The sequence below is a fragment of the Rhodococcus indonesiensis genome (assembly GCF_047782815.1).
Taxonomy (GTDB): domain Bacteria; phylum Actinomycetota; class Actinomycetes; order Mycobacteriales; family Mycobacteriaceae; genus Rhodococcus; species Rhodococcus indonesiensis.
Map to the genome: position 1 here is coordinate 3,893,164 of NZ_CP180630.1, position 22,879 is coordinate 3,916,042.

The 22,879-nt window shown below is 70.4% G+C and carries 24 protein-coding genes and 1 pseudogene; 8 read left to right on the plus strand and 17 right to left on the minus strand.

From position 1 onward, the window contains the following. Positions 1 to 44 precede the first annotated feature (44 nt). Both ACM26Y_RS17715 and mdo read right to left on the minus strand, forming a co-directional pair. Positions 45 to 1,169 carry a MadB family AAA-type ATPase gene (locus tag ACM26Y_RS17715; protein ID WP_416061490.1) on the minus strand — a complete coding sequence of 375 codons (1,125 nt, stop codon included), beginning with the start codon at positions 1,167 to 1,169 and terminating at the stop codon, positions 45 to 47. 88 nt (positions 1,170 to 1,257) lie between these two features. Next, positions 1,258 to 2,529, minus strand: a complete 1,272-nt coding sequence (mdo, locus tag ACM26Y_RS17720; RefSeq protein WP_054374918.1) for an NDMA-dependent methanol dehydrogenase — start codon at positions 2,527 to 2,529, stop codon at positions 1,258 to 1,260. A gap of 318 nt (positions 2,530 to 2,847) precedes the next feature. Here mdo and ACM26Y_RS17725 point away from each other — a divergent pair, with 318 nt between their 5' ends. Then, on the plus strand, positions 2,848 to 3,903 hold the full coding sequence (locus tag ACM26Y_RS17725; RefSeq protein ID WP_416061491.1) for a 2Fe-2S iron-sulfur cluster-binding protein: 1,056 nt from the start codon (positions 2,848 to 2,850) through the stop codon (positions 3,901 to 3,903). Positions 3,904 to 3,928: 25 nt separating this feature from the next. On the opposite strand, the gene ACM26Y_RS17730 is transcribed toward ACM26Y_RS17725, so the two are convergent. Continuing rightward, a complete protein-coding gene (locus tag ACM26Y_RS17730; RefSeq protein WP_416061492.1) occupies positions 3,929 to 5,176 on the minus strand; it encodes an MFS transporter in 1,248 nt (415 codons plus the stop codon). Between the two features lie 227 nt (positions 5,177 to 5,403). On the opposite strand from ACM26Y_RS17730, the gene ACM26Y_RS17735 reads away from it, so the two are divergent. Further along, positions 5,404 to 5,769 (plus strand): SPW repeat domain-containing protein, encoded by a 366-nt coding sequence (locus tag ACM26Y_RS17735; protein ID WP_003937674.1) that lies wholly within the window; start codon positions 5,404 to 5,406, stop codon positions 5,767 to 5,769. Between the two features lie 97 nt (positions 5,770 to 5,866). Beyond that, on the plus strand, positions 5,867 to 6,478 hold the full coding sequence (locus ACM26Y_RS17740) for a TetR/AcrR family transcriptional regulator (RefSeq protein WP_054374916.1): 612 nt from the start codon (positions 5,867 to 5,869) through the stop codon (positions 6,476 to 6,478). Positions 6,479 to 6,491: 13 nt separating this feature from the next. Here the strand turns inward: ACM26Y_RS17740 and ACM26Y_RS17745 are convergent, their stop codons facing one another. Continuing rightward, positions 6,492 to 7,307 carry a glutamate racemase gene (locus tag ACM26Y_RS17745; protein WP_416061493.1) on the minus strand — a complete coding sequence of 272 codons (816 nt, stop codon included), beginning with the start codon at positions 7,305 to 7,307 and terminating at the stop codon, positions 6,492 to 6,494. A gap of 31 nt (positions 7,308 to 7,338) precedes the next feature. Further along, on the minus strand, positions 7,339 to 8,529 hold the full coding sequence (locus ACM26Y_RS17750; protein WP_416061494.1) for an NAD(P)/FAD-dependent oxidoreductase: 1,191 nt from the start codon (positions 8,527 to 8,529) through the stop codon (positions 7,339 to 7,341). 181 nt (positions 8,530 to 8,710) lie between these two features. On the opposite strand from ACM26Y_RS17750, the gene ACM26Y_RS17755 reads away from it, so the two are divergent. The 5 genes from ACM26Y_RS17755 to ACM26Y_RS17775 are packed head-to-tail and all read left to right on the plus strand — an operon-like array spanning position 8,711 to position 11,273. Then, complete coding sequence (locus tag ACM26Y_RS17755; RefSeq protein WP_003937670.1) at positions 8,711 to 9,172, plus strand: Asp23/Gls24 family envelope stress response protein; 462 nt, start codon at positions 8,711 to 8,713, stop codon at positions 9,170 to 9,172. Then, positions 9,169 to 9,486: a hypothetical protein gene (locus tag ACM26Y_RS17760; RefSeq protein ID WP_054374914.1), complete on the plus strand. Its 318-nt coding sequence runs from the start codon at positions 9,169 to 9,171 to the stop codon at positions 9,484 to 9,486. The genes ACM26Y_RS17755 and ACM26Y_RS17760 overlap by 4 nt, the downstream gene beginning before the upstream one ends. Continuing rightward, a complete protein-coding gene (locus ACM26Y_RS17765; RefSeq protein ID WP_054374913.1) occupies positions 9,483 to 9,677 on the plus strand; it encodes a hypothetical protein in 195 nt (64 codons plus the stop codon). The genes ACM26Y_RS17760 and ACM26Y_RS17765 overlap by 4 nt, the downstream gene beginning before the upstream one ends. After that, positions 9,670 to 10,707 carry a DUF6286 domain-containing protein gene (locus ACM26Y_RS17770; RefSeq protein WP_416061495.1) on the plus strand — a complete coding sequence of 346 codons (1,038 nt, stop codon included), beginning with the start codon at positions 9,670 to 9,672 and terminating at the stop codon, positions 10,705 to 10,707. Before ACM26Y_RS17765 ends, ACM26Y_RS17770 begins: the two co-directional genes overlap by 8 nt. Further along, positions 10,704 to 11,273: a hypothetical protein gene (locus ACM26Y_RS17775; protein WP_003937666.1), complete on the plus strand. Its 570-nt coding sequence runs from the start codon at positions 10,704 to 10,706 to the stop codon at positions 11,271 to 11,273. The genes ACM26Y_RS17770 and ACM26Y_RS17775 overlap by 4 nt, the downstream gene beginning before the upstream one ends. A 236-nt stretch (positions 11,274 to 11,509) precedes the next feature. On the opposite strand, the gene tuf is transcribed toward ACM26Y_RS17775, so the two are convergent. The 12 genes and pseudogenes from tuf to ACM26Y_RS17835 form a co-directional block, all read right to left on the minus strand. Beyond that, positions 11,510 to 12,700: an elongation factor Tu gene (tuf, locus tag ACM26Y_RS17780; RefSeq protein ID WP_003937665.1), complete on the minus strand. Its 1,191-nt coding sequence runs from the start codon at positions 12,698 to 12,700 to the stop codon at positions 11,510 to 11,512. A gap of 95 nt (positions 12,701 to 12,795) precedes the next feature. Continuing rightward, positions 12,796 to 14,898, minus strand: coding sequence for an elongation factor G (gene fusA, locus ACM26Y_RS17785; RefSeq protein WP_003937664.1), 2,103 nt, complete (start codon positions 14,896 to 14,898; stop codon positions 12,796 to 12,798). Between the two features lie 147 nt (positions 14,899 to 15,045). Then, positions 15,046 to 15,516 (minus strand): 30S ribosomal protein S7, encoded by a 471-nt coding sequence (gene rpsG, locus ACM26Y_RS17790; protein ID WP_003937663.1) that lies wholly within the window; start codon positions 15,514 to 15,516, stop codon positions 15,046 to 15,048. Further along, positions 15,516 to 15,890, minus strand: a complete 375-nt coding sequence (gene rpsL / locus ACM26Y_RS17795; RefSeq protein WP_003937662.1) for a 30S ribosomal protein S12 — start codon at positions 15,888 to 15,890, stop codon at positions 15,516 to 15,518. The genes rpsG and rpsL overlap by 1 nt, the downstream gene beginning before the upstream one ends. A 310-nt stretch (positions 15,891 to 16,200) precedes the next feature. After that, on the minus strand, positions 16,201 to 16,725 hold the full coding sequence (locus tag ACM26Y_RS17800) for a DUF3558 domain-containing protein (RefSeq protein ID WP_407041299.1): 525 nt from the start codon (positions 16,723 to 16,725) through the stop codon (positions 16,201 to 16,203). Positions 16,726 to 16,733: 8 nt separating this feature from the next. Next, on the minus strand, positions 16,734 to 17,276 hold the full coding sequence (locus tag ACM26Y_RS17805) for a DUF3558 domain-containing protein (protein ID WP_003937660.1): 543 nt from the start codon (positions 17,274 to 17,276) through the stop codon (positions 16,734 to 16,736). Between the two features lie 9 nt (positions 17,277 to 17,285). Beyond that, positions 17,286 to 17,915: a TetR/AcrR family transcriptional regulator gene (locus ACM26Y_RS17810; protein ID WP_003937659.1), complete on the minus strand. Its 630-nt coding sequence runs from the start codon at positions 17,913 to 17,915 to the stop codon at positions 17,286 to 17,288. Next, positions 17,912 to 18,568, minus strand: coding sequence for a TetR/AcrR family transcriptional regulator (locus ACM26Y_RS17815; RefSeq protein WP_003937658.1), 657 nt, complete (start codon positions 18,566 to 18,568; stop codon positions 17,912 to 17,914). The genes ACM26Y_RS17810 and ACM26Y_RS17815 overlap by 4 nt, the downstream gene beginning before the upstream one ends. 162 nt (positions 18,569 to 18,730) lie before the next feature. Continuing rightward, complete coding sequence (locus ACM26Y_RS17820; RefSeq protein ID WP_371383500.1) at positions 18,731 to 19,510, minus strand: enoyl-CoA hydratase family protein; 780 nt, start codon at positions 19,508 to 19,510, stop codon at positions 18,731 to 18,733. 10 nt (positions 19,511 to 19,520) lie between these two features. Then, on the minus strand, positions 19,521 to 20,681 hold the full coding sequence (locus ACM26Y_RS17825) for an acyl-CoA dehydrogenase family protein (protein ID WP_054373963.1): 1,161 nt from the start codon (positions 20,679 to 20,681) through the stop codon (positions 19,521 to 19,523). Between the two features lie 2 nt (positions 20,682 to 20,683). Then, positions 20,684 to 21,703 carry a biotin/lipoyl-containing protein gene (locus ACM26Y_RS17830; RefSeq protein WP_416063703.1) on the minus strand — a complete coding sequence of 340 codons (1,020 nt, stop codon included), beginning with the start codon at positions 21,701 to 21,703 and terminating at the stop codon, positions 20,684 to 20,686. Positions 21,704 to 21,784: 81 nt separating this feature from the next. After that, positions 21,785 to 22,879, minus strand: a pseudogene (locus ACM26Y_RS17835) (biotin carboxylase N-terminal domain-containing protein); the annotation flags it as partial.

The following is a 22,879-nucleotide window of genomic DNA, read 5'->3' on the forward strand; positions in this document are numbered from 1 at the left end:
GCGGTGTCCCGGGCGTCGTCGTGGGCGGTGTCACCGGCATGGGGTCACCGCCGCGCACCGACACCGACACCGCTGCCCCCGCCTCCGCGCCCGCGGAACACCGCGGTGGTGGTGTTGGCGGGCCGGGAGGCGACCGTGGCCCGCTCGGGTCGCTCCCCTGCCGGCTCGGTGGTCGTCGGCGCGGTCGTCGTCGCCACAGTGGTCCTCGGTGCGGTGGTCGCCGGCGCGGTGGTCGTGGGTGCGGCGAGTGCGGTGTCACCGTCCAGCCGGGCGCGGACGAGGTCGGCGTCGCCGGTGTACTTGAGCAGCGCGGCGAGCAGGATGTCCCGGATCTGCCGGAGCGAGGTGTGGTCGCCGCCGCCGCGCCGCAGCACGGTGGCGGCACGCGCGGCATCGATGACCTCGGAGATGGACGGGCTCTTGCGCAACGGCAGTTCGCGCAGGGTGCGGGCCAGGTCCACGACCTCGCCGGCGGTGACGGTGTCGACCTCGGGGGCGCGGGCGGTGACGATCTCGCGTTCACGTTCGGGGGTGGGGTAGCCGACGTGGTAGTGCAGGCAGCGGCGCTTGAGGGCGGGCGAGAGTTCGCGGGTGTCGTTGGAGGTCAGGATCACCCAGGGCGCGGACCGGGCGGTGAAGGTGCCCACCTCCGGAATGGTGACCTGCCGCTCCGCGAGGACCTCGAGGAGCAGCGCCTCCATGGACTCCTCGGTTCGGTCGACCTCGTCGACGAGGAGGACTACCGGCTCCGGGGAGAGGATCGCCTCGAGCAGGGGGCGCACGGCCAGGAAGTTCTCGGAATACAGGCCGAAGTCCTGCGCGGCGAGGAAGCGGGACGCCTCGGCGACGTCGGGGTAGGCGGCGAGCTGCTCGCCGATGCGATCCCGCAGCATCTGCACGTGCAGCAGCTGCTTCGCGTAGTCCCACTCGTACAGCGCCCGGCTGTCGTCGAGACCCTCGTAGCACTGCAGCCGTACCAGCTTGCGCCCGCCGACGGCGGCGAGCGCCTTGGCGAGTTCGGTCTTGCCGACGCCGGCCGGGCCCTCGAGCAGCAGCGGCCGTTCGAGCGCGGTGGCGAGGTGGACGACGACCGCGAACTCGTCGTCGGCGATGTAGTCGTGGCGGCGCAGCGCGTCGGCGAGTTCCGGTCCGCTGGTGAAGCTGGTCATCGGTGCTCCTGTGTCGTCGTCGGCACTCGAGGTGGGTATGTCCGGGGCGGGTCGCCCCGCCCCGGACACGGATCGGTCGGGTGGTGGGTCAGTAGGCCCGGTTGATGCAGTGGTCGACGACGGGGATCATCGACTCGACCGTCACCTCGCGCGGGTTGCCCGGCGTGCACCAGTCGCCCTGGATGTGCTCGGAGATGGCGCGCACGGTCTTCTCGTCGCCCTTGATGACGTCGCCGCGTCCGGCGTACTTGCCGGTGTTCATGCGGTTCTTCTCGTACGAGTCGACGCGCACCTGACCGAAGTTGTCGGGGATGCCGACGTCCTTGGCCAACCGGATGGCGGCCTCGACCGCGGCGTCCGCCGCCTGGACGGTGGTCATGTTGCGGGTGTCGACACCCATCGCGGTGGCGATGCGGGCGTAGTGCTCGTAGCGCGAGGGCAGGTTGTACTCCCACACGCGCGGCAGGGCGATCGCGTTGTTGAGGCCGTGGTGGCTGTCGAAGAACGCGGACACGGCGTGCGAGATGGAGTGCACGATGCCCAGGCCGCCCGAGTTGAAGGCCTGCGCGGCGATGTACTGGGCGTTCATCATGCCCTCGCGGGCCTTGAGGTTGCGCGGCTCGAAGGTGGCCTCACGCAGGTGCTTGGCGACGAGCTCGATCGAGTACAGGGCGTTGCCGAGCGACGGGGCGAAGTCCAGCCGCGAGACGAACGGCTCGGAGCCGTGGGCGAGGACGTCGAAGCCGCAGTACGCGGTGAAGTGCTGCGGGCAGGTGTAGTACAGCAGCGGGTCGTCGATGGCGAGGGTGACGATCGTGGCCTCGTCGAAGCCGACCCACTTGTGCGGATGGTCCATGTCGGAGGTGTCGGTGATGACGTATGCCCAGGAGGTCTCCGAGCCGGTGCCGGCGGTGGTGGAGACGGCGATGTGCGGCGGGTTCTCCTTGTTGGTGGACTTGGCGAAGCCCTCGAACTCGTTGATGTTGCGGCCGTCGTGGGCGATGACGACGCGGGCGCCCTTCGCGGCGTCGTGGCTCGAGCCGCCGCCGACGGAGATGATGGAGTCGCACTTCTCCTGCTGGTAGAGGGCGGCGGCCTCCATGACGTTGTAGTCCTTGGGGTTGGACTCGACCTTGTCGTACAGGACGACCTCGACACCCTGGTACTCGATCTTGCCGATCAGCTCCTCGATGATGCCCGAACCGCGCAGACCGGTCGTCATCAGCAGGGTGCGCTTGAAGCCCAGGTTCTTCGCCTCGACACCGATGATGTCGTGGGCGCCGACACCCATCAGTGCCCGCGGGAAGGGGTGGAACTCCTTGATGGGGAAGTCCCAGATCTGGTTGAGTTCGATGGCCATCGCGTCTCTCCTGATGTGTCGGCCGGAAGTGGTGGTTCGAATGCGGCGTCCGGTGTGACCGGCGTCTCTTCGCATCTCCACCTTCGGTCTCGATCACGCCCACGGAAAGGGCTTCGCGCCCGAACCGTCCGGTCGCGGCCCCGAAGCCGTCCGGTCGATCGGGCCGGCCTGCCCGATCGGGCAGGGGTCCGTTCCCGCTGATCGGGAGCCGACCGCAGCCCGACGCACCCCGTCCCGGTAGCGTTCTGTTGCTGATATCCTGAAACTAGAACGCGTTCTAGATTGCTTCACCCGCACCACGGAAGGACCGACCTGGCCATGACGACAGTCGAGGTGCCGCACGGCTCGCGATCCGCGATCCTGACCGTCTCCGCAGTCATCGAGGAGACGCCGGACTCGCGCTCGATCGTCTTCGAAGTGCCGGCCGAGCTCCAGGAGAAGTTCGCGTACAAGCCCGGACAGTTCCTGACCCTGCGCATCCCGAGCGAGCAGACCGGCTCCGTGGCCCGTTGCTACTCGCTGGCCAGCTCCCCGTACACCGACGACGCCCCCAAGGTCACGGTCAAGCGGACGGTCGACGGCTACGGGTCCAACTGGCTGTGCGACCGGATCTCCGCCGGTGACCGCATCGAGGTTCTGCCGCCGTCGGGCGTCTTCACCCCGAAGTCCCTCGACCACGACTTCCTGCTGTTCGGCGCGGGCAGCGGCATCACCCCGGTCGTCTCGATCCTCAAGTCGGCACTGACCCAGGGGTCCGGCAAGGTCGTGCTGGTCTACGCCAACCGCGACGAGGCGTCGGTCATCTTCGCCGAGGAGCTGCGCGCCCTGGCCGAGAAGTACCCGACCCGGCTGACCGTCGTGCACTGGCTCGAGTCCGTGCAGGGCCTGCCGTCCGCCGAGCAGCTCGCCACCCTGGCGGCCCCGTTCAGCAGCCACGAGGCGTTCATGTGCGGCCCCGGCCCGTTCATGGATGCCGTGCACCGAGCGCTGCAGATCGCCGGCATGCCGCGCACGCAGGTGCACGCGGAGGTGTTCAACTCTCTCGCGGGAGACCCGTTCGCCGACCACACCCCCGTCGAGGTGAGCGACGAGGAGGCGGCCGACGCCGCGACGGTGGAGGTCGAGCTGGACGGGGAGACCCACACGATTCCGTGGCCGCGGTCGCAGACCCTCGTCGACATCATGCTCTCCAAGGGACTCGACGTGCCGTACTCATGCCAGGAGGGCGAGTGCGGCTCGTGTGCGTGCACCGTCCTCGACGGCAAGGTCGAGATGGAGCACTGCGAGATCCTCGACCCCGAGGACATCGAGGCAGGCTACGTCCTGGGCTGCCAGGCCCGCCCGGTGACGGACACCGTCAAGATCGTCTTCTGAGACGGCTCCCTCGTCGGTCCTCGTCTCAGCGGACGAGGACCGGCGCCTCGACCAGCTGGGCCGCCGGCTTTCGCGGGCCGCGCAGCGCCACACCCACCCCGGCGCCGAGCGCGAGCACGATCACGGCGCCGCCGTAGCCCAGCGTCGTCGCGGTCAGCCCGTACGCGCCGGTCGCGAGGCCCGCGATCACCGCGGGCACGGAGAACGCGAGGTAGCAGACGACGAACGTGGTGGCGAACAGGCGCCCGCGTTCGTGCGGTGCCGCCAGACCGCCGATGACGTTCATCCCTCCCAGGAACGCCGCGCCCCAGCCGAAGCCCGCGACGGCGGTCCCGGCGAAGTAGGCGACGGCCCACCCACCGAGCACGGCGGTCACGACTACGCCGACGCCGGTGGCCAGGATCGCGGTCCCCGCGACGACCACGCGCCGCGGATCGAGACCGCGGAGCATCGTCGCCGCCACCGAACCGGACGCGAAGAGCGTGAAGATCGCCAGCCCGGCGACGAGGCGATTGCCGATCCCGAAGACCGTACCCACGATCGACGGTCCGAGAGACATGTAGAGCCCGCCGAGCGACCACGCCGACAGCAGGGCCGGCAGGATCACCAGGTACGGGCCCCGCACCCCGGCCGGCACGGACGCACTCGGCAGCAGGCTGCGCAGCGCGGCCCGGCGGGTAGCGAAGCCCGGCGCGGGTACCCGGTCGGGAACGAAGACGAGCACGGCGGCCAGCGCCAGCGCCATCAGGACGACGAGGACGTAGACGAGCACAGTCGGAAAGGGCGCGAACTGAACGAGCAGTCCCGCGCCGGCGGCACCGAGGGCGAGCCCGAGCGACGGCGCGACACTGTTGACGAACGATCCGAGCCTGGGGCTCGGTTGCAGGTCGATCACGGCGGCGCTCACGGCTCCGGTAGCCGCCCCGACCGCGAGGCCCTGCAGCACGCGGGCCAGGACGAGCCAGCCCACGTCGTCGGCAAGGATGAACACGCCCATGCTCACCACGAGCAGCAGTAGCGCTCCGATCAGCACGGGCCGGCGGCCGACCTGATCGGAGATCGAGCCGATCGTCAGCAGGGTGGCGAGCAGGGCCAGGGCGTACACGGCGAAGACGGCGGTCAGCATTCCCGGCGAGAAGCCCCATTGCTGCTGGTACAGCGGATAGAGCGGGGAGGGAGCGGACGACGACGCGGTGAGCAGGAAGCTGGCCGTGCCGACCGCCAGGAAACCGTGACGGCGTGGCAGGGAGCGACCCGGCGTCGGCTCCGGCATCGGACCTCCTCGGAACTCGTGGGAACAGTCGACAGTTCGTTGACCAAGGCAACGATCTAGTGGAACATGCCGGGCGCGGAGATCATTCCCCACCCGGTCACTTCCCTGTAAAAACCGCCTCTCACCTGCGCTCGAGCGTTACCGCAGTGCAACGTCCCGACCGTTGACCGACCGGTCGATCAGGGTTATACCGAAGACAGGACCCGATACGCACTAGGAGGCTCGACATGTTCTCCGACAGCCGGCTACAGGATTACGTGGCCGTGATCCTGGGCGTCTTCACCGCCCTGTCCCCCCTGTGGGTCACCACCGACACCACGACGACGTGGACCCTCGTCGTTCTCGGCGTGCTGATCGCGCTGACCGGACTCGCGCAGATCGTCCGGCCCACGATGGCAGCGATCGACTACGCGATGGGTGTATTCGGCGTGCTGTTGTTCCTCTCCCCCTGGGTCATGGGCTACACCGAGTACAGCGGTGCATCCTGGACGGCCTGGGTGGTGGGCGTGCTCACCGTGGTCGTCGCGGTAGCAGCACTGCCCGCGATGAACGCGCGGATGCACGGACACGGCGGACTGGCCACGCACCACTGATCACCACCGCTCACCCCGCGGACGGCCGGCATGCCGGCCGTCCGCCCACGCCCCTGGCGCCTTCACATTCCCGCCCGTGCCCCCGGAGGTGAACGCCATGAGCACCCCGGGCTCGAAACCGCCGCGCCGTCGCGCCCGGCGGGACAACGCCGCGCGAGTACACATCCTCGACGCCGCCGAAACCCTCTTCGCCGCCCACGGCTTCGACGCCACCTCGACGACCGCGATCGCCGTCGCCGCCGACGTACCCAAGGGACTGATCTTCTACTACTTCCCCACCAAGGAATCGATCCTCGAGACGCTCGTCGCCGAGCGACTGCCCGCCGAACCGATCCAGGACGTCACCGGCCTCGTCTCCCCCGGCGACCCGGCGGCCAGTCTCGTCAACCTCGACGCCGCCCTCGACCTGCGCACCCACCACTCCTCGCTGCTCCGGGTCATCTGGCGTGAGGCCGAGAGCCATCCCGGCCTGCGCGCCCCGTTGCGCCGGCTGCGCACCTCCCTCCAGGAGGCCACCATGCGGGTCCTGCAGGCCAGCGTGCCCGGCCCGATACAACCGGGCACCCTGCGGACCTGTGCGACGACGTGGGTGTCGGCGATGTTCTCCGCGGCCACGGTCGACCGGCTGTTCGGTCTCGACGGCCCCTCCCCCGACGAACTCGGCGGCGTCGCGCGGCTCGTCGCCGCGGGCATGGCCGGGATGGGCTGAGCGGAACGACCGGTCAGCGCGTTCCGGCGCGTGGAGCGTCGTCGCCGGGCAGCCCCGCGGTCGGGTCACCGAAGCCGTCGACGAGCCCGCGGCCCGCCGGGTAGCCGAGGGCACCGGGGGGAAGCTCGCCGGGCCTGCCGCTCAGGAACACCTCGACCCGCCCGCTGCCCGCCCAGGGCCGGCCGAGGGCGTCGATACGCCGCAGAGTCTGCGCCGCCACCGCCTCGGCGCTGTCGAACAGGCGTACCCCGGCCGGCAGGTGCGCGGCTATGACGTCGGCCACCAGCGGGTAGTGGGTACAGCCGAGGACGACACCGCGCACGTCGGCCGGGGTCCGTTCCGCCGCCGCCGCGATCGCCGTGGCCGCGGCGGTCGTGTCGCCGCGGTCGATGGCGTCGGCGAGCCCGTGGCAGGCCACCCCTACCACTTTGCTGTCGCCGGCGAACCGCGCGACGAGGTCGGCCTGGTAGCGGCTGGCGGTGGTTGCTGCGGTGGCCCAGATCGCCACCGATTCGCACACCGCGGCGGCCGGCTTGATCGCCGGCACGGTTCCGATCACCGGGATCTCGTCACCGAGGGCCTCGCGCACATGCTCGAGCGCGGTCACGGACGCCGTGTTGCACGGCAGGACGACCACCTCGGCACCCCGGGTCACGGCCCGCTCCGCGGTGCGCACGACCCGGTCGATCACCCAGTCCCCGGGCTTCGGCCCCCACGGGGCGCCGTCCGGGTCCATCGACAGCATCAGGTCCAGTTCGGGACGCAATCGGCGCAGCCAGGCAGACGTCGGGAGCAGGCCGAGACCCGAGTCGATGAGCGCAACGATCACCCTACGAATCTAGCGGTCGCCGACTCGGCGGTTACGACGTGGGCGTGAGGATCTCCGTGATCGGCGCACCCGCGGCGATCTTCCCCCGCATCTTCATCACCTGTCCGGCCAGCCCCGCGCCGACCACACCCGTCAGGTGGCCGTCCCGTTCGTAGTAGGCGAGGAACTTGCGGCCGTCGTCGCGCACCACGTGCACGGTGTCGTCGGCGCGGACCGCGCCGAGCGCCTGGATCTTCACGTCGTACTGATCGCTCCAGAAGTACGGCACCTGCGCGACCGGATCGCTCTCGGAGCCGAGGAGCGCGCCGGCGAGCACCTTCGCCTGCTCTCCGGCGTTTGTCCAGTGCTCGAGCCGCGCGCGGGGGCCGTCCGAGACCTCCCAGGCCGCGACGTCGCCGACCGCCCACACGTGCGGGACGGACGTGCGGCCCACGCCGTCGCACACCACTCCGTCGTCCACGCGCACGCCCGAACCGTCGAGCCAGTCGGTGACCGGCACCGAGCCGATGCCGACGACGACCACATCCACCTCGAGTTCGGTGCCGTCACCGAGGACCGCCCCGGTGACCCGGCCGCCGCCGCGCACCTCTTGCACCCCGACGCCCGTGCGGACCTGCACGCCCTCCTCGGTGTGCAGCCGGGCGACCAGCGCGCCCACCTGCTCGCCGAGAACGGATGCGAGCGGGGCGGCCTGCGGCTCGACCAGTACCACGTCCATGCCCCGCCCCCGCAGACTCGCCGCGACCTCGCACCCGATGAATCCGCCGCCGACGACGAGCGCTCGTCCGCCCGGGACCACCGCAGCGCGCAGGGCCCGGCTGTCGTCCAACGACCGCAGCACGTGTACTCCGGCGAGCCCGGCCGTGCCGGGCAGCGGCCTCGGTCGCAGCCCGGTTGCGATGATCAGTTCGTCGAAGCCGACGCGCTGACCGTCGGACAGGGCGAGGGTACGAGTCGCCGGGTCGAGCCCGCGCGCCCGGACCCCCAGGCGCAGCTCGATGCGCTGGTCGTCGAAGAACTCCCGCGGCCGCAGTGTGGTGTCGTCGGTGCCGCCCCGGACCACCTCCTTCGACAGCGGCGGCCGGTCGTAGGGCAGGTGCGGTTCGTCGCCGATCAGGACGAGTTCCCCGTCGAATCCGCCGCCACGCAGTTCCTCGGCCACGCGCACCCCCGCCAATCCGGCCCCGACCACGACGATCCGCTGCGTACCCGTCACACCCACCCGCTCCGCCCTCTCCTCAGACAGTGACCCAGGCCACCGCAATCCGTGCAACTGTTTTACCAAATGCGCGGACCCCCGGACAGCGCGTCGTTCCTGCGCGAGCCGCGCCCCCCGCACCCGCCCGGAGTTACTACAGTCGGAGGGGACAGAACTTCATCCGGCAGGCCGACGAGGAGCCCCCATGACCAGCGACAGCGGCGCAGGCATCAGCCGCGTGCAGTTCGGCAACGGAATCACGCCGGGACCGGTCGATACGCAGGGGCGCACCATCATCGCCGACGCGGTCGTGGCGAAGATCGCCGGAATCGCGACCCGCGAGATCAGCGGTGTCTACGACGTCGGCGCCGGCACCGCACGCGTGGTCGGGGCGCTTCGGGACCGCATCCCCGGCGCGCGGATCAACCACGGGCAGGGCGTCGCCGTGGAGGTCGGCGAGAAGCAGGCCGCGATCGACATCGGCGTCGTCGCCGAATACGGCGTGGCCCTGCACGAACTCGCGGTCGCGATCCGCCACAACGTGATCACCGCCGTCGAACGGATGACCGGCCTCGAGGTCACCGAAGTCAACATCACCGTCTTCGACGTCGTGCTGTTCGACGAGGCCACGGGCGTCGCCGAAGACCTGAAACCCCGCGTCCAGTGACCACCCCCGCCGAGCCCGCAGAACTGGCCGCGGCCGCCGCCCTCCAGGTGCCCGGCGTCGCCGAGCTGCACGGCGGAGCCTTCGGCGAGGTCGCGACGTATCTGCCGGGCCGGCGTGTCACCGGGATCCGCCTCGGCGCGGACACGTGCGCGGTGCACATCGTCGTCGAGTACCCGGCCGATCTGTACGCCGTCGCGGCCGCCGTCCGGGACCGGCTCGGGCCGCTGGTCGGCGTCCCCGTCGACGTGACCATCGAAGACCTACGGATCCCGTCGCCCGACGGCGAGCACCCGACCAGTGAGGTGACCCCGTGAACCACACCCCTGTCAGCAACACCGCCATCGGACTCCTTGCGGGTCTGCTCCTCGCCCTCGCCGGCATCCTCGGCGGCTTCAGCGGCCTGCTGTTCGGCATCCTGCTCGGCGCCCTCGGCATGGCTGTCGGTGCCCACCGTGACGGCCTCCTCGACCTGGGCGCGCTGCTGCGGAGCCGGGGCCGTGGCTGACTCCAGGCCCACCGAGCCGGAGACGCTGCCGTCCCGGGCCGGCGCCGACGCGGTCGCTCCCGAGACGGTCGACCCCGTCGGGCACCGCGGACAGCTGGTGATCAAGGACCGCGCCGTCGAGCGGATCGCCGCGGCTGCCGCCCTCCAGGTGCCCGGGGTGATCCGCCAGCGCGGCGGACTCAGCCTGTTCACCGGGCGGGACCTGCCCCGCGCCGACGTCACCACCGGCGGCGGCGCCGTCGCGGTCAACCTGTACATCGCGGCCGAATGGCCCTACGACGCCGCCGCCCTCACCCGGCGGGTGCACGACGCAGTCGACCGTCAACTCCACGAGCTGACCGGTCTGCCGGTGCACGAACTCAACGTCCTCGTCGCCGCGACGTCCGTCGCCGAGGCGGCCGAACGCAGCGAACCGTCGGTGCCGGTCGAGTACACCGAGGCCGACATCGTCGCCCGGACCGAGTACCGGGCTCCGGTCCCGGTCGTCGCGCCGCTGCCGCCCCTCGCCTACCCGGCCGCGGCGCCGGCGGCCGCGCTCATCGCCGTGGGGGCACTGGCGCTCGCGTTCGCCGCGGCCCGGGAACTGCTCATCGTCCGCGGCACGTACGCGGGCGCGCCGTGGCTGCGGAACTCCTTCGAATGGTTCGGCCGGCTGCACTGGCAGAGCTGGATCGCACCCGTCGCCGCGGCGCTGGTCCTGCTCGGGGTCGTGCTCGTGGTGGTGGCCGTCAAGCCGCGTCGCCGCACGCACGTGCCCCTGCAGGTGTCCGGACCGGTTCCCACGGTGTGGATGCGCCGAACCGACCTGGCCCGGATGTGCAGCGCCCACGCGTCGACGCTGCCCGGCGTGTACGCGGCCCGCACCGTCGTGGACCGTCGCCGGGCGCTGGTCAGCATCGTGGGATCGGGTGAGGAGTCGACCGCCGATCTGGTCGCCGCGGTCCGGGGCGCGGTGGCCCCGAACCTGGAACTGCTCGCCGAGCCGATCGCGCTCGTGGTGCAGGTGCATCGGCCGAGGACGGCGCGATGAAGCTGCGCACCGTCCTGGTCAACCGGTTGCTCACGTTCGCCGTGGGCGCCGCACTGCTCGGCGCCGGGGCGTTCGCGCTGGCCTGGCTCTGGCAGGTGAGTTTCGCCCGGGAATGGCTGGCCCGCCTGGACCGCCCGCGCATCATCGACATCCCGGACCAGTCCTGGTGGGAGGGTGCGCTGTGGACCGCCGTCGCCGTGGGCGTGACGATCGGGATCGTGCTCCTGGCGGTCAACTTCTCCCGGCGCCGGACGTCGCGGGTGCAGCTGTACGACGAGGTCACCGAGGCCACCCTGGCCGTGGAGCTCGGACCGGTGGCCGACGGCGTCGCCGGCGAGCTGGCGGCCCTGCCCGGGGTGCGGGCCACACGCAGCCGGGCCGTCGTGGAGCGCCACCTGCCGACCCTGTCGATCACGGTGTATGCGGATCCGAACATCGACGTCGCCGACTTCACCGCCCGTGCCGAGGAAACCGCCGAGCGGGCCGCCCGCGCGCTGGGCGGGGCCCGGGTGGCGACGCAGGTGCTGCTGCACCTGGATCCGGCTCACCCCGAACCCGCCGCGTAGCCGCTTTCCCGTCGCTCGAGCCCCCACTGCCCGAGCCCACGGCCGGAGCCGCCGCCGGCCGAGCTGAGCGAATGTCTCGCTCACCGCGGCTTATCGGCTCGGCGATACATTCGCTCGACGCCGGAAACGCCGAACGGCGCCCACCCCGAAGGATGGACGCCGTTCGACGTCAGCGAGAACCAGCTCACTCGATGATCGCGTAGGCGGTGCCTACTTGATGATCGCGTAAGCGGTGCCTACTTGATGATCTTCGTGACGCGACCGGCGCCGACGGTGCGGCCACCCTCGCGGATCGCGAAGCGCAGGCCCTCGTCCATGGCGACCGGCTGGATCAGGACGACCGACATCTCGGTGTTGTCGCCCGGCATGACCATCTCGGTGCCCTCGGGAAGGGTCACAACGCCCGTCACGTCCGTGGTACGGAAGTAGAACTGCGGACGGTAGTTGTTGAAGAACGGCGTGTGGCGGCCGCCCTCCTCCTTGTTGAGGATGTAGGCCTGGCCCTCGAACTCCGTGTGCGGAGTGGTGGTGCCCGGCTTCACGACGACCTGGCCGCGCTCGACGTCCTCGCGCTTGATGCCGCGGACCAGCAGACCGACGTTGTCGCCGGCCTGGCCCTGGTCGAGCAGCTTGCGGAACATCTCGATGCCCGTGACCGTGGTCTTGGTCGAGGTCGGACGGATACCGACGATCTCGACCTCCTCGTTCACGTTGATGACACCGCGCTCGATGCGGCCGGTGACGACCGTGCCACGACCGGTGATGGTGAAGACGTCCTCGACGGGCATGAGGAACGGCTTGTCGGTCTCACGAACCGGATCCGGGATGGACTCGTCGACGGCGTCCATCAGGTCCTCGATGGACTTGACCCACTTCTCGTCGCCCTCGAGCGCCTTGAGCGCCGAGATCGGGATGACCGGGGCGTTCTCGTCGAACTCCTGGGCGGCCAGCAGCTCGCGGACCTCCATCTCGACGAGCTCGAGGATTTCCTCGTCGTCGACCATGTCGGCCTTGTTCAGGGCGACCAGGATGTAGGGCACACCGACCTGACGGGCGAGCAGCACGTGCTCGCGAGTCTGCGGCATCGGGCCGTCGGTGGCGGCCACGACCAGGATCGCGCCGTCCATCTGAGCCGCACCGGTGATCATGTTCTTGATGTAGTCGGCGTGACCCGGGGCGTCGACGTGCGCGTAGTGGCGCTTCTCGGTCTGGTACTCGACGTGGGAGATGTTGATCGTGATACCACGAGCCTTCTCCTCCGGAGCCTTGTCGATCTGGTCGAACGCGAAGCTCTCGTTCAGGTCCGGGTACTTGTCGGCGAGCACCTTGGTGATGGCAGCCGTGGTGGTGGTCTTGCCGTGGTCGACGTGACCGATGGTGCCGATGTTCACGTGCGGCTTGGTCCGCTCGAACTTCGCCTTCGCCACTTGAGGGTCCTCCTGGACTGTTGTTGCTTGCAGTATGCAGCAGTGCGGTTTTGTTACTTACTTGGTCGTGCAGCCGACCGGTTCTGCAACCGAGGTTACTCGCCGGTCGCCTTGGCGATGATTTCCTTCGAGACGTTCGACGGAACCTCAGCGTAGGAATCGAACACCATGGAGAAGTTCGCGCGACCCTGGGTCTTCGACCGCAGGTCACCGATGTAACCGAACATCTCCGAGAGCGGAACCAGCGCCTTCACGACACGGGCACCACTGCGTTCCTCCATGGCCTGGATCTGGCCACGGCGGGAGTTGAGGTCGCCGATCACTTCACCCATGTAGTCCTCGGGGGTGGTGACCTCGACAGCCATGAGCGGCTCGAGGATGACCGGCGCGGCCTTGCGCGCAGCCTCCTTCAGGGCCTGCGAACCGGCGATCTTGAACGCCATTTCCGACGAGTCCACGTCGTGGTAGGCGCCGTCGAGCAGGGTGACCTTGACGTTCACCAGCGGGTACCCGGCGAGCACGCCGTACTGCATCGCGTCCTGCGCACCGGCGTCGACCGACGGGATGTACTCGCGGGGCACGCGACCACCGGTGACCTTGTTCTCGAACTCGTAGGTCGCGCCGTCCTCGCCCACGAACGGCTCGAGGGCGATGATGACCTTCGCGAACTGGCCGGAACCGCCAGTCTGCTTCTTGTGCGTGAACTCGAGCTTCTCGACCGGCTTGGTGATGGTCTCGCGGTACGCCACCTGCGGCTTGCCGACGTTGGCCTCGACCTTGAACTCGCGACGCATCCGGTCGACGAGGATGTCGAGGTGGAGCTCGCCCATGCCGCCGATGACGGTCTGGCCGGTCTCCTCGTCGAGCTCGACGGAGAAGGTGGGATCCTCCTCGGCCAGCTTCTGGATCGCGGTGCCCAGCTTCTCCTGGTCGGACTTGGTCTTCGGCTCGATGGAGACCTGGATGACCGGGTCCGGGAAGGTCATGGACTCGAGCACGATCGGGGCGTCCTGCGCGCACAGGGTGTCGCCGGTCGTGGTGTCCTTCAGGCCGATCATCGCGTAGATGTGGCCGGCCACCGCCTCGTCGACCGGGTTCTCCTTGTTGGCGTGCATCTGGAACAGCTTGCCGATGCGCTCCTTCTTGCCCTTGGTGGCGTTGAGCACCTGGGCACCGGGCTCGATGCGACCGGAGTACACGCGCACGAAGGTCAGCTTGCCGAAGAACGGGTGCGCGGCGATCTTGAACGCCAGCGCGGAGAAGGGCTCGTCCTTGCTCGGCTTGCGGGTGAGGGTCTCCTCCTCGTCGCCGAGCTTGTGTCCCTCGACCTCGCCGATGTCGAGCGGGTTCGGCAGGTAGTCGATGACCGCGTCGAGCATGGGCTGGATGCCCTTGTTCTTGAACGCGGACCCGCACAGCACCGGGTACAGCTCGGAGGCGACGGTCAGCTTCCGGATGGCGCCCTTGATCTCGGCGACGGTCAGTTCCTCGCCACCGAAGTACTTCTCCATGAGCTCTTCGTCGCTCTCGGCGACCGTCTCGAGCAGCTTCTCGCGGTACTCGGCGGCCTTGTCGGCCAGGTCCGCGGGGATCTCCTCGACGGTCGGCTCGGCGCCGATCTCGACGGTGCCACGCCAGGTGTAGGCCTTCATCTCGACCAGGTCGACGACGCCGTCGAACGCGTCCTCGGCACCGATCGGCAGCTGCAGGACGAGCGGCTTGGCGCCGAGGCGGTCGATGATGGTCTGGACCGTGAAGTAGAAGTCCGCGCCCATCTTGTCCATCTTGTTGACGAAGCAGATGCGGGGAACGTCGTACTTGGCAGCCTGCCGCCAGACCTGCTCGGACTGCGGCTCGACGCCCTCCTTGCCGTCGAACACGGCGACCGCGCCGTCGAGGACGCGCAGCGACCGCTCGACCTCGACCGTGAAGTCGACGTGGCCGGGGGTGTCGATGATGTTGATCTGGTTCTTGTTCCAGAAGCAGGTCACCGCGGCGGAGGTGATGGTGATGCCGCGTTCCTTCTCCTGCTCCATCCAGTCGGTGGTCGACGCACCGTCGTGGGTCTCACCGATCTTGTAGTTCACACCGGTGTAGAAGAGGATGCGCTCGGTCGTCGTGGTCTTGCCGGCATCGATGTGCGCCATGATGCCGATGTTGCGGACCTTGTTCAGGTCGGTCAGCACTTCCTGTGCCACAGGTAACCCCGCTCGTAGCTCGTGTCGGTCCTAGGGTGCGGACCAGTGTTCTCGGATGTTCAGCCGGCCTTGAGGGACCGACACAGTTGTGCGAGCGGCCGGCCGGGAGGATGTCGGTAGCACCGGACCCTCCCGACCGGCAGCGACTCACCAGCGGTAGTGCGCGAACGCCTTGTTGGCCTCGGCCATCTTGTGGGTGTCCTCGCGACGCTTCACGGACGCACCCAGACCGTTGCTGGCGTCGAGGAGCTCGTTCGCGAGACGCTCGACCATCGTCTTCTCACGACGCTGACGCGAGAAGGTGACCAGCCACCGCAGCGCGAGGGTGGTCGAACGGCCGGGACGAACCTCGACCGGCACCTGGTAGGTGGCGCCACCGACACGGCGGCTGCGCACCTCGAGGGCGGGCTTGACGTTGTCCAGCGCGCGCTTGAGGGTGACGACCGGATCGGTGCCGGTCTTCTCGCGCGCCCGCTCGAGTGCCTCGTAGACGATGCGCTCGGCGGTGGACTTCTTGCCGTCCAGCAGGATCTTGTTGACCAGCTGGGTGACCAGCGGCGACCCGTAGACCGGGTCGGCGATCAGGGGACGCTTCGGAGCGGGACCCTTACGTGGCATCAGCCCTTCTCCTTCTTCGCGCCGTAGCGGCTGCGCGCCTGCTTGCGGTTCTTGACACCCTGGGTGTCGAGCGAACCGCGGATGATCTTGTAGCGGACACCGGGGAGGTCCTTCACACGACCACCGCGCACGAGCACCATCGAGTGCTCCTGCAGGTTGTGACCCTCACCCGGGATGTACGCGGTGACCTCGACGGAGCTGGTCAGACGCACGCGGGCGACCTTCCGGAGCGCCGAGTTCGGCTTCTTCGGGGTGGTGGTGTACACGCGAGTGCACACGCCGCGACGCTGCGGGCTGCCCTTGAGGGCCGCGGTCTTGACCTTGGCGGCCTTGTCGCGGCGGCCCTTGCGGACCAGCTGATTGATGGTTGGCATCTACCGGCTTTCTCGTTGTCTGAAGACTGCTCGCACGAGCAACCTTGGCTGTTCTGAAATTAGGGATCCATCGGTTGAGGCAAGAGAGCTGCTGCCCCGCACCCACCCCTCGTGTGCACACGAGGTCGGGCGTGTCGCGTACCCCCACACAGGCAGCCGGGGGCTCGCTCCTGCGGAGATTCCACAGACCGCGCGCACGGCACTACCTCGCATAGGCACACAGATCGGCCCGGGCATGCCGGACACGACCCACAACGATACCCGGCGGCGCGGCGCGAGGTCAAAGCGAGTCGCGGGGGTCCGCCGGCGCTCAACTGCTGAGGTCGAGGGTCAGTCGGGCCAGCGTGACGGCCGCCGCACACGGATCCGGGGACTGCGGGCCGGGGGCGTACTGGACCCACCAGCCGAAGATCCCTGTCGTGGACGCTCCCGCCGAGATCCCGCAGGACGCCGGGTCGTCGGGCGGGCGCATCAGCACGGCCCGCCGGCCCTCCACGGTCGTGTTCTCCACCGCGTACCCCAGCCGTTGCGCCGTCCCCCGCTCGGTGTCCAGCGAACCCGTCTCGAACCAGTTGAAGGTGATCTTCGCCGCCCCGCCCGCAGTGTCCCACCGGCAGATCGCCCCGAAGAAGCCCCGCTCGACCGCCTCCACGCCGACCGCCTCCGCGATCTGCTCGTCGGTGACGGCGTCGCACTCGGTGAGCAGGCGGGTGAACTCGGCGGAGGAGCCACCCGATCCGGCCCCCTGCGACACCGCCTGCCCCTCGATCGTGCTGCCGCATCCGGCGAGCGTCGCAGCCAGGACCAGCACCGCCGGCAGGGCCGCCGCCCGCATCGTCCGCGTCACTCCTGTGCCCTTTCCGCGCTGAGCTCGGCCAGGTCGCGGGCCACCACGCACGCGTCCGCGGCCGGGGTGAAGGACCCGTACGTCACGGACCAGTGCACGAAGTCGCCGCCGAACTGCACGCCGATCTCGCACAGCACGGTCTGCCCGACGTCGTTCTGTGCCGAGCCCTGGAAGCCGGGTCTGCCGTCGATCTCCACGTCGATCGCGGGCCGGCCGATCAGGTCGGAACCGGCTCGTTCGCGGCCGATCGGGCTGCCGCGGTACCAGGAGAACGTCACGCTCGGGCCGCCCGCCCCGACCAGCTCCCATTCGCACCCCACCGAGTTGCGGGTGATCTGTGCGAACGACCCCAACCCGAAGGCCCGGGCCACCTCGTCGTCGGTGACCGACCCGCACGCACCGAAGAACGGGCCCGGCTCGGTCACCGCCAGCGTGGGCGCCGCGCCCGGAGCCGGGGTCTCGGCCGCATCCGAACCGCACCCGGCGACGACGGCACCGACGAGCCCGAGGACCGCGACCGTGGCCGGCTTGGGAAGCATGACACCAACCTAACCGGCCGGGTGCTGCGCCGCCGCACGCTGCCGGGCCGCGTCGAGCACCGTGTCGAGCTGCGCGGCCCAGTGCTTCACGATCTCGGCCCGACGCCGCGAGTCGTCGGTGAGGACGTCGGCGAGGCCGAGGCCGCGCGCGAGGTCGAGGGTCGCCTGCACCATGCGGTGCACCGTCGGGTCGACCTCGTCCACGCCGAGCTGCTCGACGGCGACCCGGTGGGCGACGCGGCCGAAGTGTTCCTCGAGCGGGACGATGCGGGCCCGCAGTTCGGGATCGGCGGCCGCGGCCGTCCACACCTGCAGCGCCGCCTTGAACAGGCTGCCGGTGTAGTAGTCGACGAGCCGGCGCACCACCGCCTCGGTACGGGCGACGCCGACGGGCATGTCGACGGGCTCGCGGCGGGCGAGGTCCATCCGGCTGTCGAACATGAACTCGAGCGCCGCGGTGATCAGGTCCTCCCGGGTCGGGAAGTGGTGCTGCGCGGCGCCCCGGGAGACCCCCGCCCGTTCGGCGACGACGCCCACGGTGGTCGCGCCCCACCCCAGCTCCGCGAGGCAGTCGATGCTCGCCTCGAGCAGCCGGCGGCGCGTCACCCGGCTCCGATCCTGTTTGGGCTGGCGGGTCATCGCGGCGCGTCCTCGCCGGTGGCGGCCGTGGGTTCGTCGTCCACGAGGACCTGTTCGAGCTGACGGCGCCACACCGCCAGCTGAGGTTCGGTCAGCGGGTCGCGCGGGTCGATGGCGTAGCCGAGGGCCGCCCCGCGCATCGCCTGGTAGATCAGGTCACGCACCTCCACGAACCGGGGGCGGTTCGCGATCTCGGGACCGAAGTTCGCCGTCGTCTGCTCCTTGATCATCCGCCCCAGGATGCGTTCGAGCGGCAGCAACTCGGCCCGGAGTTCCTCGTGGCCGCGGGCGGCGAGCCACAGTTCCATCGAGGCCCAGAAGTACGGCTGCCGGAAGTGCCACCACATCCGGTCGACCGCGGCGGCGATCCGTGCGATCGGGTCGGTGGGCCAGGGGCGGTCTCGGTCGAGCCCCTGAACCCCCTGGGCGGCGAGGTGATGCACGGCGGCGACGAGCAGCGCGTCCCGCGACGGGTAGTGGTGCAGCAGCCGTCCGCGGGACACGCCGGCTGCCTGCTGGATGCGCACCGTGGTGGCGTTGGAGTAGCCGTGCTCGACCAGCACGGCCACCGCCGCATCGAGGATCCGCTTGCGGGTGGCGCGGCTGCGTTCCTGCTCGCCGCGACGGCGGGTGTCCGGGGACGGGCTGCTCATGGCGATCAGATTAGGCAGACCGCCGCGCCGGCTCGCGGAGGGTGACCGTCCACGTGAGGCACCCGGGACGGGTGCCGCCGACGACCGCCCGCACGTGCGCGCCCGACCCGGCCGATCTCGACCACGTCCCGGTCGGGTCCGGCCGGGACGACGGACCGTCCCTCACGGACGGCTCCACGCCGGTGGCCGCTTCTGCAGGAACGCGGTCATCCCCTCGACGGCCTCCGGCGAGCCGAACAGCCGCGCCGACTGCTCCGCCAGCTCCTCCCCGTACCGGTCGAAGTCGGCGAGCATCCGCATCGTGGTCAGCCTCTTGGATTCGCCCAGCCCCTGCGGGGAACACTCGCGCAGCTGGGCGAGGATCTCTGCCACCGCGGCCCGCGGCTCGTCGGTGTCGACGGTGACCAGGCCGATCGCCGCCGCGACCTCCGGCCCGAACCGCTCCCCGGTGAGGAAGTAGCGGCTCGCGGCGCGGGAGGTGAGCCGAGGCAGCACCGTCAGCGAGATGATCGACGCGGCCAACCCCAGCCGGGCCTCGGTCAACGCGAACGTCGACCGCGGCCCGGCGACGGCGAGATCGCACGCGCCGACCAACCCCATGCCGCCGGCGCGCACGTGCCCGTCGATCCGCCCGATCACCGGTTTGGGCAGCTCCAGGATCGAGCGCAGCACCGCCGTCATCTCCCGGGTCCGGGCGGCGGCCGCCGCCGCGGCGCCACCCTCCGCGGCGCTCGCCTCGCTCAGGTCGGCCCCGGCACAGAAGGTGCCGCCCTCGTGGGTGAGCACGACGGCGCGGACCCCGTCGTCGGCGGCCGCGTCGGCAAGTCCCTGCCGGAGCTGCGCGACGAGCCTGGCGGAGATCGCGTTGCGGTTGTGCGGCGAGTCGAGAGTGAGGGTGGCGAAACCCTCGCTCACCTCGTACCGGACGAATGTCTCGGACACCGGCGCTCCCTCAGTACGACCGCGGCAGACCCAGCGAGTGCTGGGACACGAAGTTGAGGATCATTTCCCGGCTGACCGGCGCCACCCGTGCGATACGCGCGGCGCCGAGCATCGCGGCCAGCCCGTACTCCCGCGTGAGCCCGCCCCCGCCGTGGGTCTGGATCGCCTGGTCGAGCGATTTGATGCTGGCTTCGGCCGCGGCGTACTTGGCCATGTTCGCGGCTTCGGCGGCACCGAAGTCGTCACCGCTGTCGTACAGCACCGCCGCCTTCTGCATCATCAGCTTCGCCAGCTCGAGCTCGATCTTGCACTGGGCGAGCGGGTGTGCGATGCCCTGGTGTGCCCCGATCGGCGACTTCCACACGGTGCGTTCGTTGGCGTACCGCACCGCGGCGTCCAGGGCGTAGCGGCCCATCCCGACGGCCATCGCCGCGCCGAGGATCCGCTCGGGATTCAGACCGGCGAACAACTGCATCAGCGCCGCGTCCGGCTCTCCCACCAGCGCGTCCGCCGGCAGTCGCACGTCGTCGAGGAACAGGGTGAACTGGTGGTCCGGCTCGACGATGTCCATCTCCATCGGCGTCTTGACGAAGTTCTCGGCATCGGTCGGGACGATGAACAGGGCCGGCCGCAACTTGCCGCTCTTCGCGTCCTCGGTGCGGGCGACGACGAGCACCGCGTCGGCCTGGTCCACGCCGGAGATGTAGATCTTGCTGCCGTGCAGGATCCAGTCCTCGCCGTCGCGGCGTGCGACGGTGGTGATCTGGTGCGAGTTGGACCCGGCGTCGGGCTCGGTGATGCCGAACGCCATGATCTTCGAGCCGTCGGCGAGCCCGGGCAGCCAGCGCTGCTTCTGCTCGTCGGTGCCGAACTTGGCGATGATGGTGCCGCAGATGGCGGGTGAGACGACCACCAGCAGCAGCCCGCAGCCCTGCGCGGCGAGTTCCTCCTGCACCAGGGCGAGTTCGTAGATGCCGGCCCCACCGCCGCCGAATTCCTCCGGCAGGTTCACACCCAGGAACCCCAGAGCGGCGGCCTCGCGCCACAGCTCGGTCAACGGTTCGCCCTTGCGGGCCTTCGGCAGCACGTAGTCGGTGTAGTTGTAGCGCTTGGCCAGGCCCGCGACCGCGGCCCGCAGTTGCTTCTGCTCGTCGGTTTCGATGACGCTCATGGTTACTCCTCGATGTCGGCCGGGGCGGACGGTTCGCCGGACTCGGCGGGGGTGACGACGGCCAGCACGGCGCCCAGTTCGACCTGGGTGCCGACGGCGACGGGCAGTTCGGTGAGCACGCCCGCGGTGGGGGCCTTGACGATGTGTTCCATCTTCATCGCCTCGAGCCACAGGACCGGTTGCCCCGCGTCGACCGCGTCGCCGACCGCGGCCCCGATCCGGATCACCGACCCGGGCATCGGCGCGAGCAGCGATCCCGCGGCGACGTGGGCCGAGGGTTCGACGAACCGCGGGATCGCGCGCAGCCGTACCGGACCGAGCGAGGAGTCCACGTGCACCGCGTCGTTGTAGCGCGCGACGTGGAACTGCCGCTGCACGCCGTCGATCGCAAGCACCACCCGGCGCGCACCGTGCGCGACGAGGACGACGCCCGGATGGCCGTCGGCGACCAGACCGTACCGGGTGAGCCGGTACCGCACCTCGTGTTCACCGTGGTCACCGTCGTACCGCTTGACCTGGGGCTGCGACGGCAGGTTGCGCCAGCCGCTCGGCAGGCCGCGGGCGACCGTTGCCGCCGCACGACGAGCGGCGGCGTCGGCCAGGGCGGCGGCGAGCGCGGACAGCGACTCGGCGGCGGCGTCGGCGAGCGGCGCGGCGAGCGTGGCGAGCCCGTGGGTGTCGAAGAAGGCGGTGTCGGTGTTTCCGGCCAGGAACCCGGGATGCCGGAGCACGTTCACGAGCAGGTCCCGGTTGGTGCGCAGACCGTGCACCTCGGCGCGGGCCAGCGACGTCTCGAGCATGCGGGCCGCGCGGTCCCGGGTCGGGGCGTAGGCGATCACCTTCGCGAGCATCGGGTCGTAGTGCACGCCCACCACCGAGCCGTCCTGCACGCCGGCGTCCAGCCGCAGCCCGGGTCCGGTCAGCACCTCGAACTCGGCGACACGACCGGGCAGGGCGAGGCGGTGCACCGTGCCGGACTGCGGCCGCCAGTCCTGAGCGGGATCCTCCGCGTAGAGCCGCACCTCGATCGAATGTCCGCTCGCCTGCGGCGGTTCGGGATCGAGACGGCCGCCGGCAGCAATCTGCAGCTGCAGGTCGACGAGGTCGAGCCCGGTGGTGCACTCGGTGACCGGGTGCTCGACCTGCAGCCGGGTGTTCATCTCGAGGAAGAAGAACTCACCCTCCGCGGTGACACCCCCCGTCGCTCCGCTCGCCCCGGTGACACCCCCCGTCGCTCCGCTCGCCCCGGTGACACCCCCCGTCGCTCCGCTCGCCCCGGTGACATCCCCCGTCGCTCCGCTCGCCCCGGTGACATCCCCCGTCGCTCCGCTCGCCCCGGTGACATCCCCCGTCGCTCCGCTCGCCCCGGTCGCGAGGAACTCGACCGTCCCGGCGCCCTCGTAGTCGATGGCGTGCGCGGCGCGCCGGGCCGCCTCGAACAGCCGCTCCCGCATGCCGGGCGTGGCGTCGACGAGCGGCGACGGGGCCTCCTCGACCACCTTCTGATGGCGGCGCTGGATCGAGCATTCGCGCTCCCCCACCGCCCACACGGTGCCGTGCCGGTCCGCGAGAACCTGCACTTCGATGTGCCGGCCCGTTTCGAGGTAGCGCTCACAGAACACCGTCGGGTCGCCGAACGCGGACTGCGCCTCGCGTCGCGCCGCCGCGAGCTGGTCGGACAGTTCGGCCAGGTCGCGGACGATCCGCATGCCGCGGCCGCCGCCGCCGGCGGAAGCCTTGATCAGCACGGGCAGGTCGGCCTCGGTCACCGCGGCCGGGTCCAGCTCGGCCAGCACCGGCACGCCGGCGTCGGCCATGATCTTCTTGGCCTCGACCTTCGAACCCATCCGGGCGATGGAGTCCGGGTCCGGCCCGATCCAGGTCAGTCCCGCGTCGAGGACCGCTCTCGCGAATTCGGCGTTCTCCGAGAGGAACCCGTATCCGGGGTGGATCGCGTCGGCTCCCGCCGTGCGGGCGGCGGCGATGATCGCCTCGCCGTGGAGGTAGGTGTCGGCGGGGGCGGTGCCGGGCAGGTGCACCGCGACGTCCGCCTCCGTGACGTGCGGACTGTCGGCGTCCGCGTCGGAGAACACGGCGACGGTGCCGAGGCCGGCGCGCCGGCAGGAGGCGAACACGCGGCGGGCGATCTCGCCGCGATTGGCGACGAGCACGGTGGTGACGGTGTCGGAACGGTTCAC

Bases quoted from the DNA above. Each gene is read 5' to 3' on its own strand.
- ACM26Y_RS17725 (WP_416061491.1), top strand. From the start codon at position 2,848: ATGACGACAGTCGAGGTGCCGCACGGCTCGCGATCCGCGATCCTGACC.
- mdo (WP_054374918.1), bottom strand. From the start codon at position 2,529: ATGGCCATCGAACTCAACCAGATCTGGGACTTCCCCATCAAGGAGTTC.
- ACM26Y_RS17755 (WP_003937670.1), top strand. From the start codon at position 8,711: ATGACCAGCGACAGCGGCGCAGGCATCAGCCGCGTGCAGTTCGGCAAC.
- ACM26Y_RS17825 (WP_054373963.1), bottom strand. From the start codon at position 20,681: ATGAGCGTCATCGAAACCGACGAGCAGAAGCAACTGCGGGCCGCGGTC.
- ACM26Y_RS17775 (WP_003937666.1), top strand. From the start codon at position 10,704: ATGAAGCTGCGCACCGTCCTGGTCAACCGGTTGCTCACGTTCGCCGTG.
- ACM26Y_RS17715 (WP_416061490.1), bottom strand. From the start codon at position 1,169: ATGACCAGCTTCACCAGCGGACCGGAACTCGCCGACGCGCTGCGCCGC.
- ACM26Y_RS17735 (WP_003937674.1), top strand. From the start codon at position 5,404: ATGTTCTCCGACAGCCGGCTACAGGATTACGTGGCCGTGATCCTGGGC.
- ACM26Y_RS17805 (WP_003937660.1), bottom strand. From the start codon at position 17,276: ATGCTTCCCAAGCCGGCCACGGTCGCGGTCCTCGGGCTCGTCGGTGCC.
- ACM26Y_RS17800 (WP_407041299.1), bottom strand. From the start codon at position 16,725: ATGCGGGCGGCGGCCCTGCCGGCGGTGCTGGTCCTGGCTGCGACGCTC.
- rpsL (WP_003937662.1), bottom strand. From the start codon at position 15,890: ATGCCAACCATCAATCAGCTGGTCCGCAAGGGCCGCCGCGACAAGGCC.
- ACM26Y_RS17730 (WP_416061492.1), bottom strand. From the start codon at position 5,176: ATGCCGGAGCCGACGCCGGGTCGCTCCCTGCCACGCCGTCACGGTTTC.
- ACM26Y_RS17740 (WP_054374916.1), top strand. From the start codon at position 5,867: ATGAGCACCCCGGGCTCGAAACCGCCGCGCCGTCGCGCCCGGCGGGAC.
- ACM26Y_RS17815 (WP_003937658.1), bottom strand. From the start codon at position 18,568: ATGAGCAGCCCGTCCCCGGACACCCGCCGTCGCGGCGAGCAGGAACGC.
- ACM26Y_RS17810 (WP_003937659.1), bottom strand. From the start codon at position 17,915: ATGACCCGCCAGCCCAAACAGGATCGGAGCCGGGTGACGCGCCGCCGG.
- rpsG (WP_003937663.1), bottom strand. From the start codon at position 15,516: ATGCCACGTAAGGGTCCCGCTCCGAAGCGTCCCCTGATCGCCGACCCG.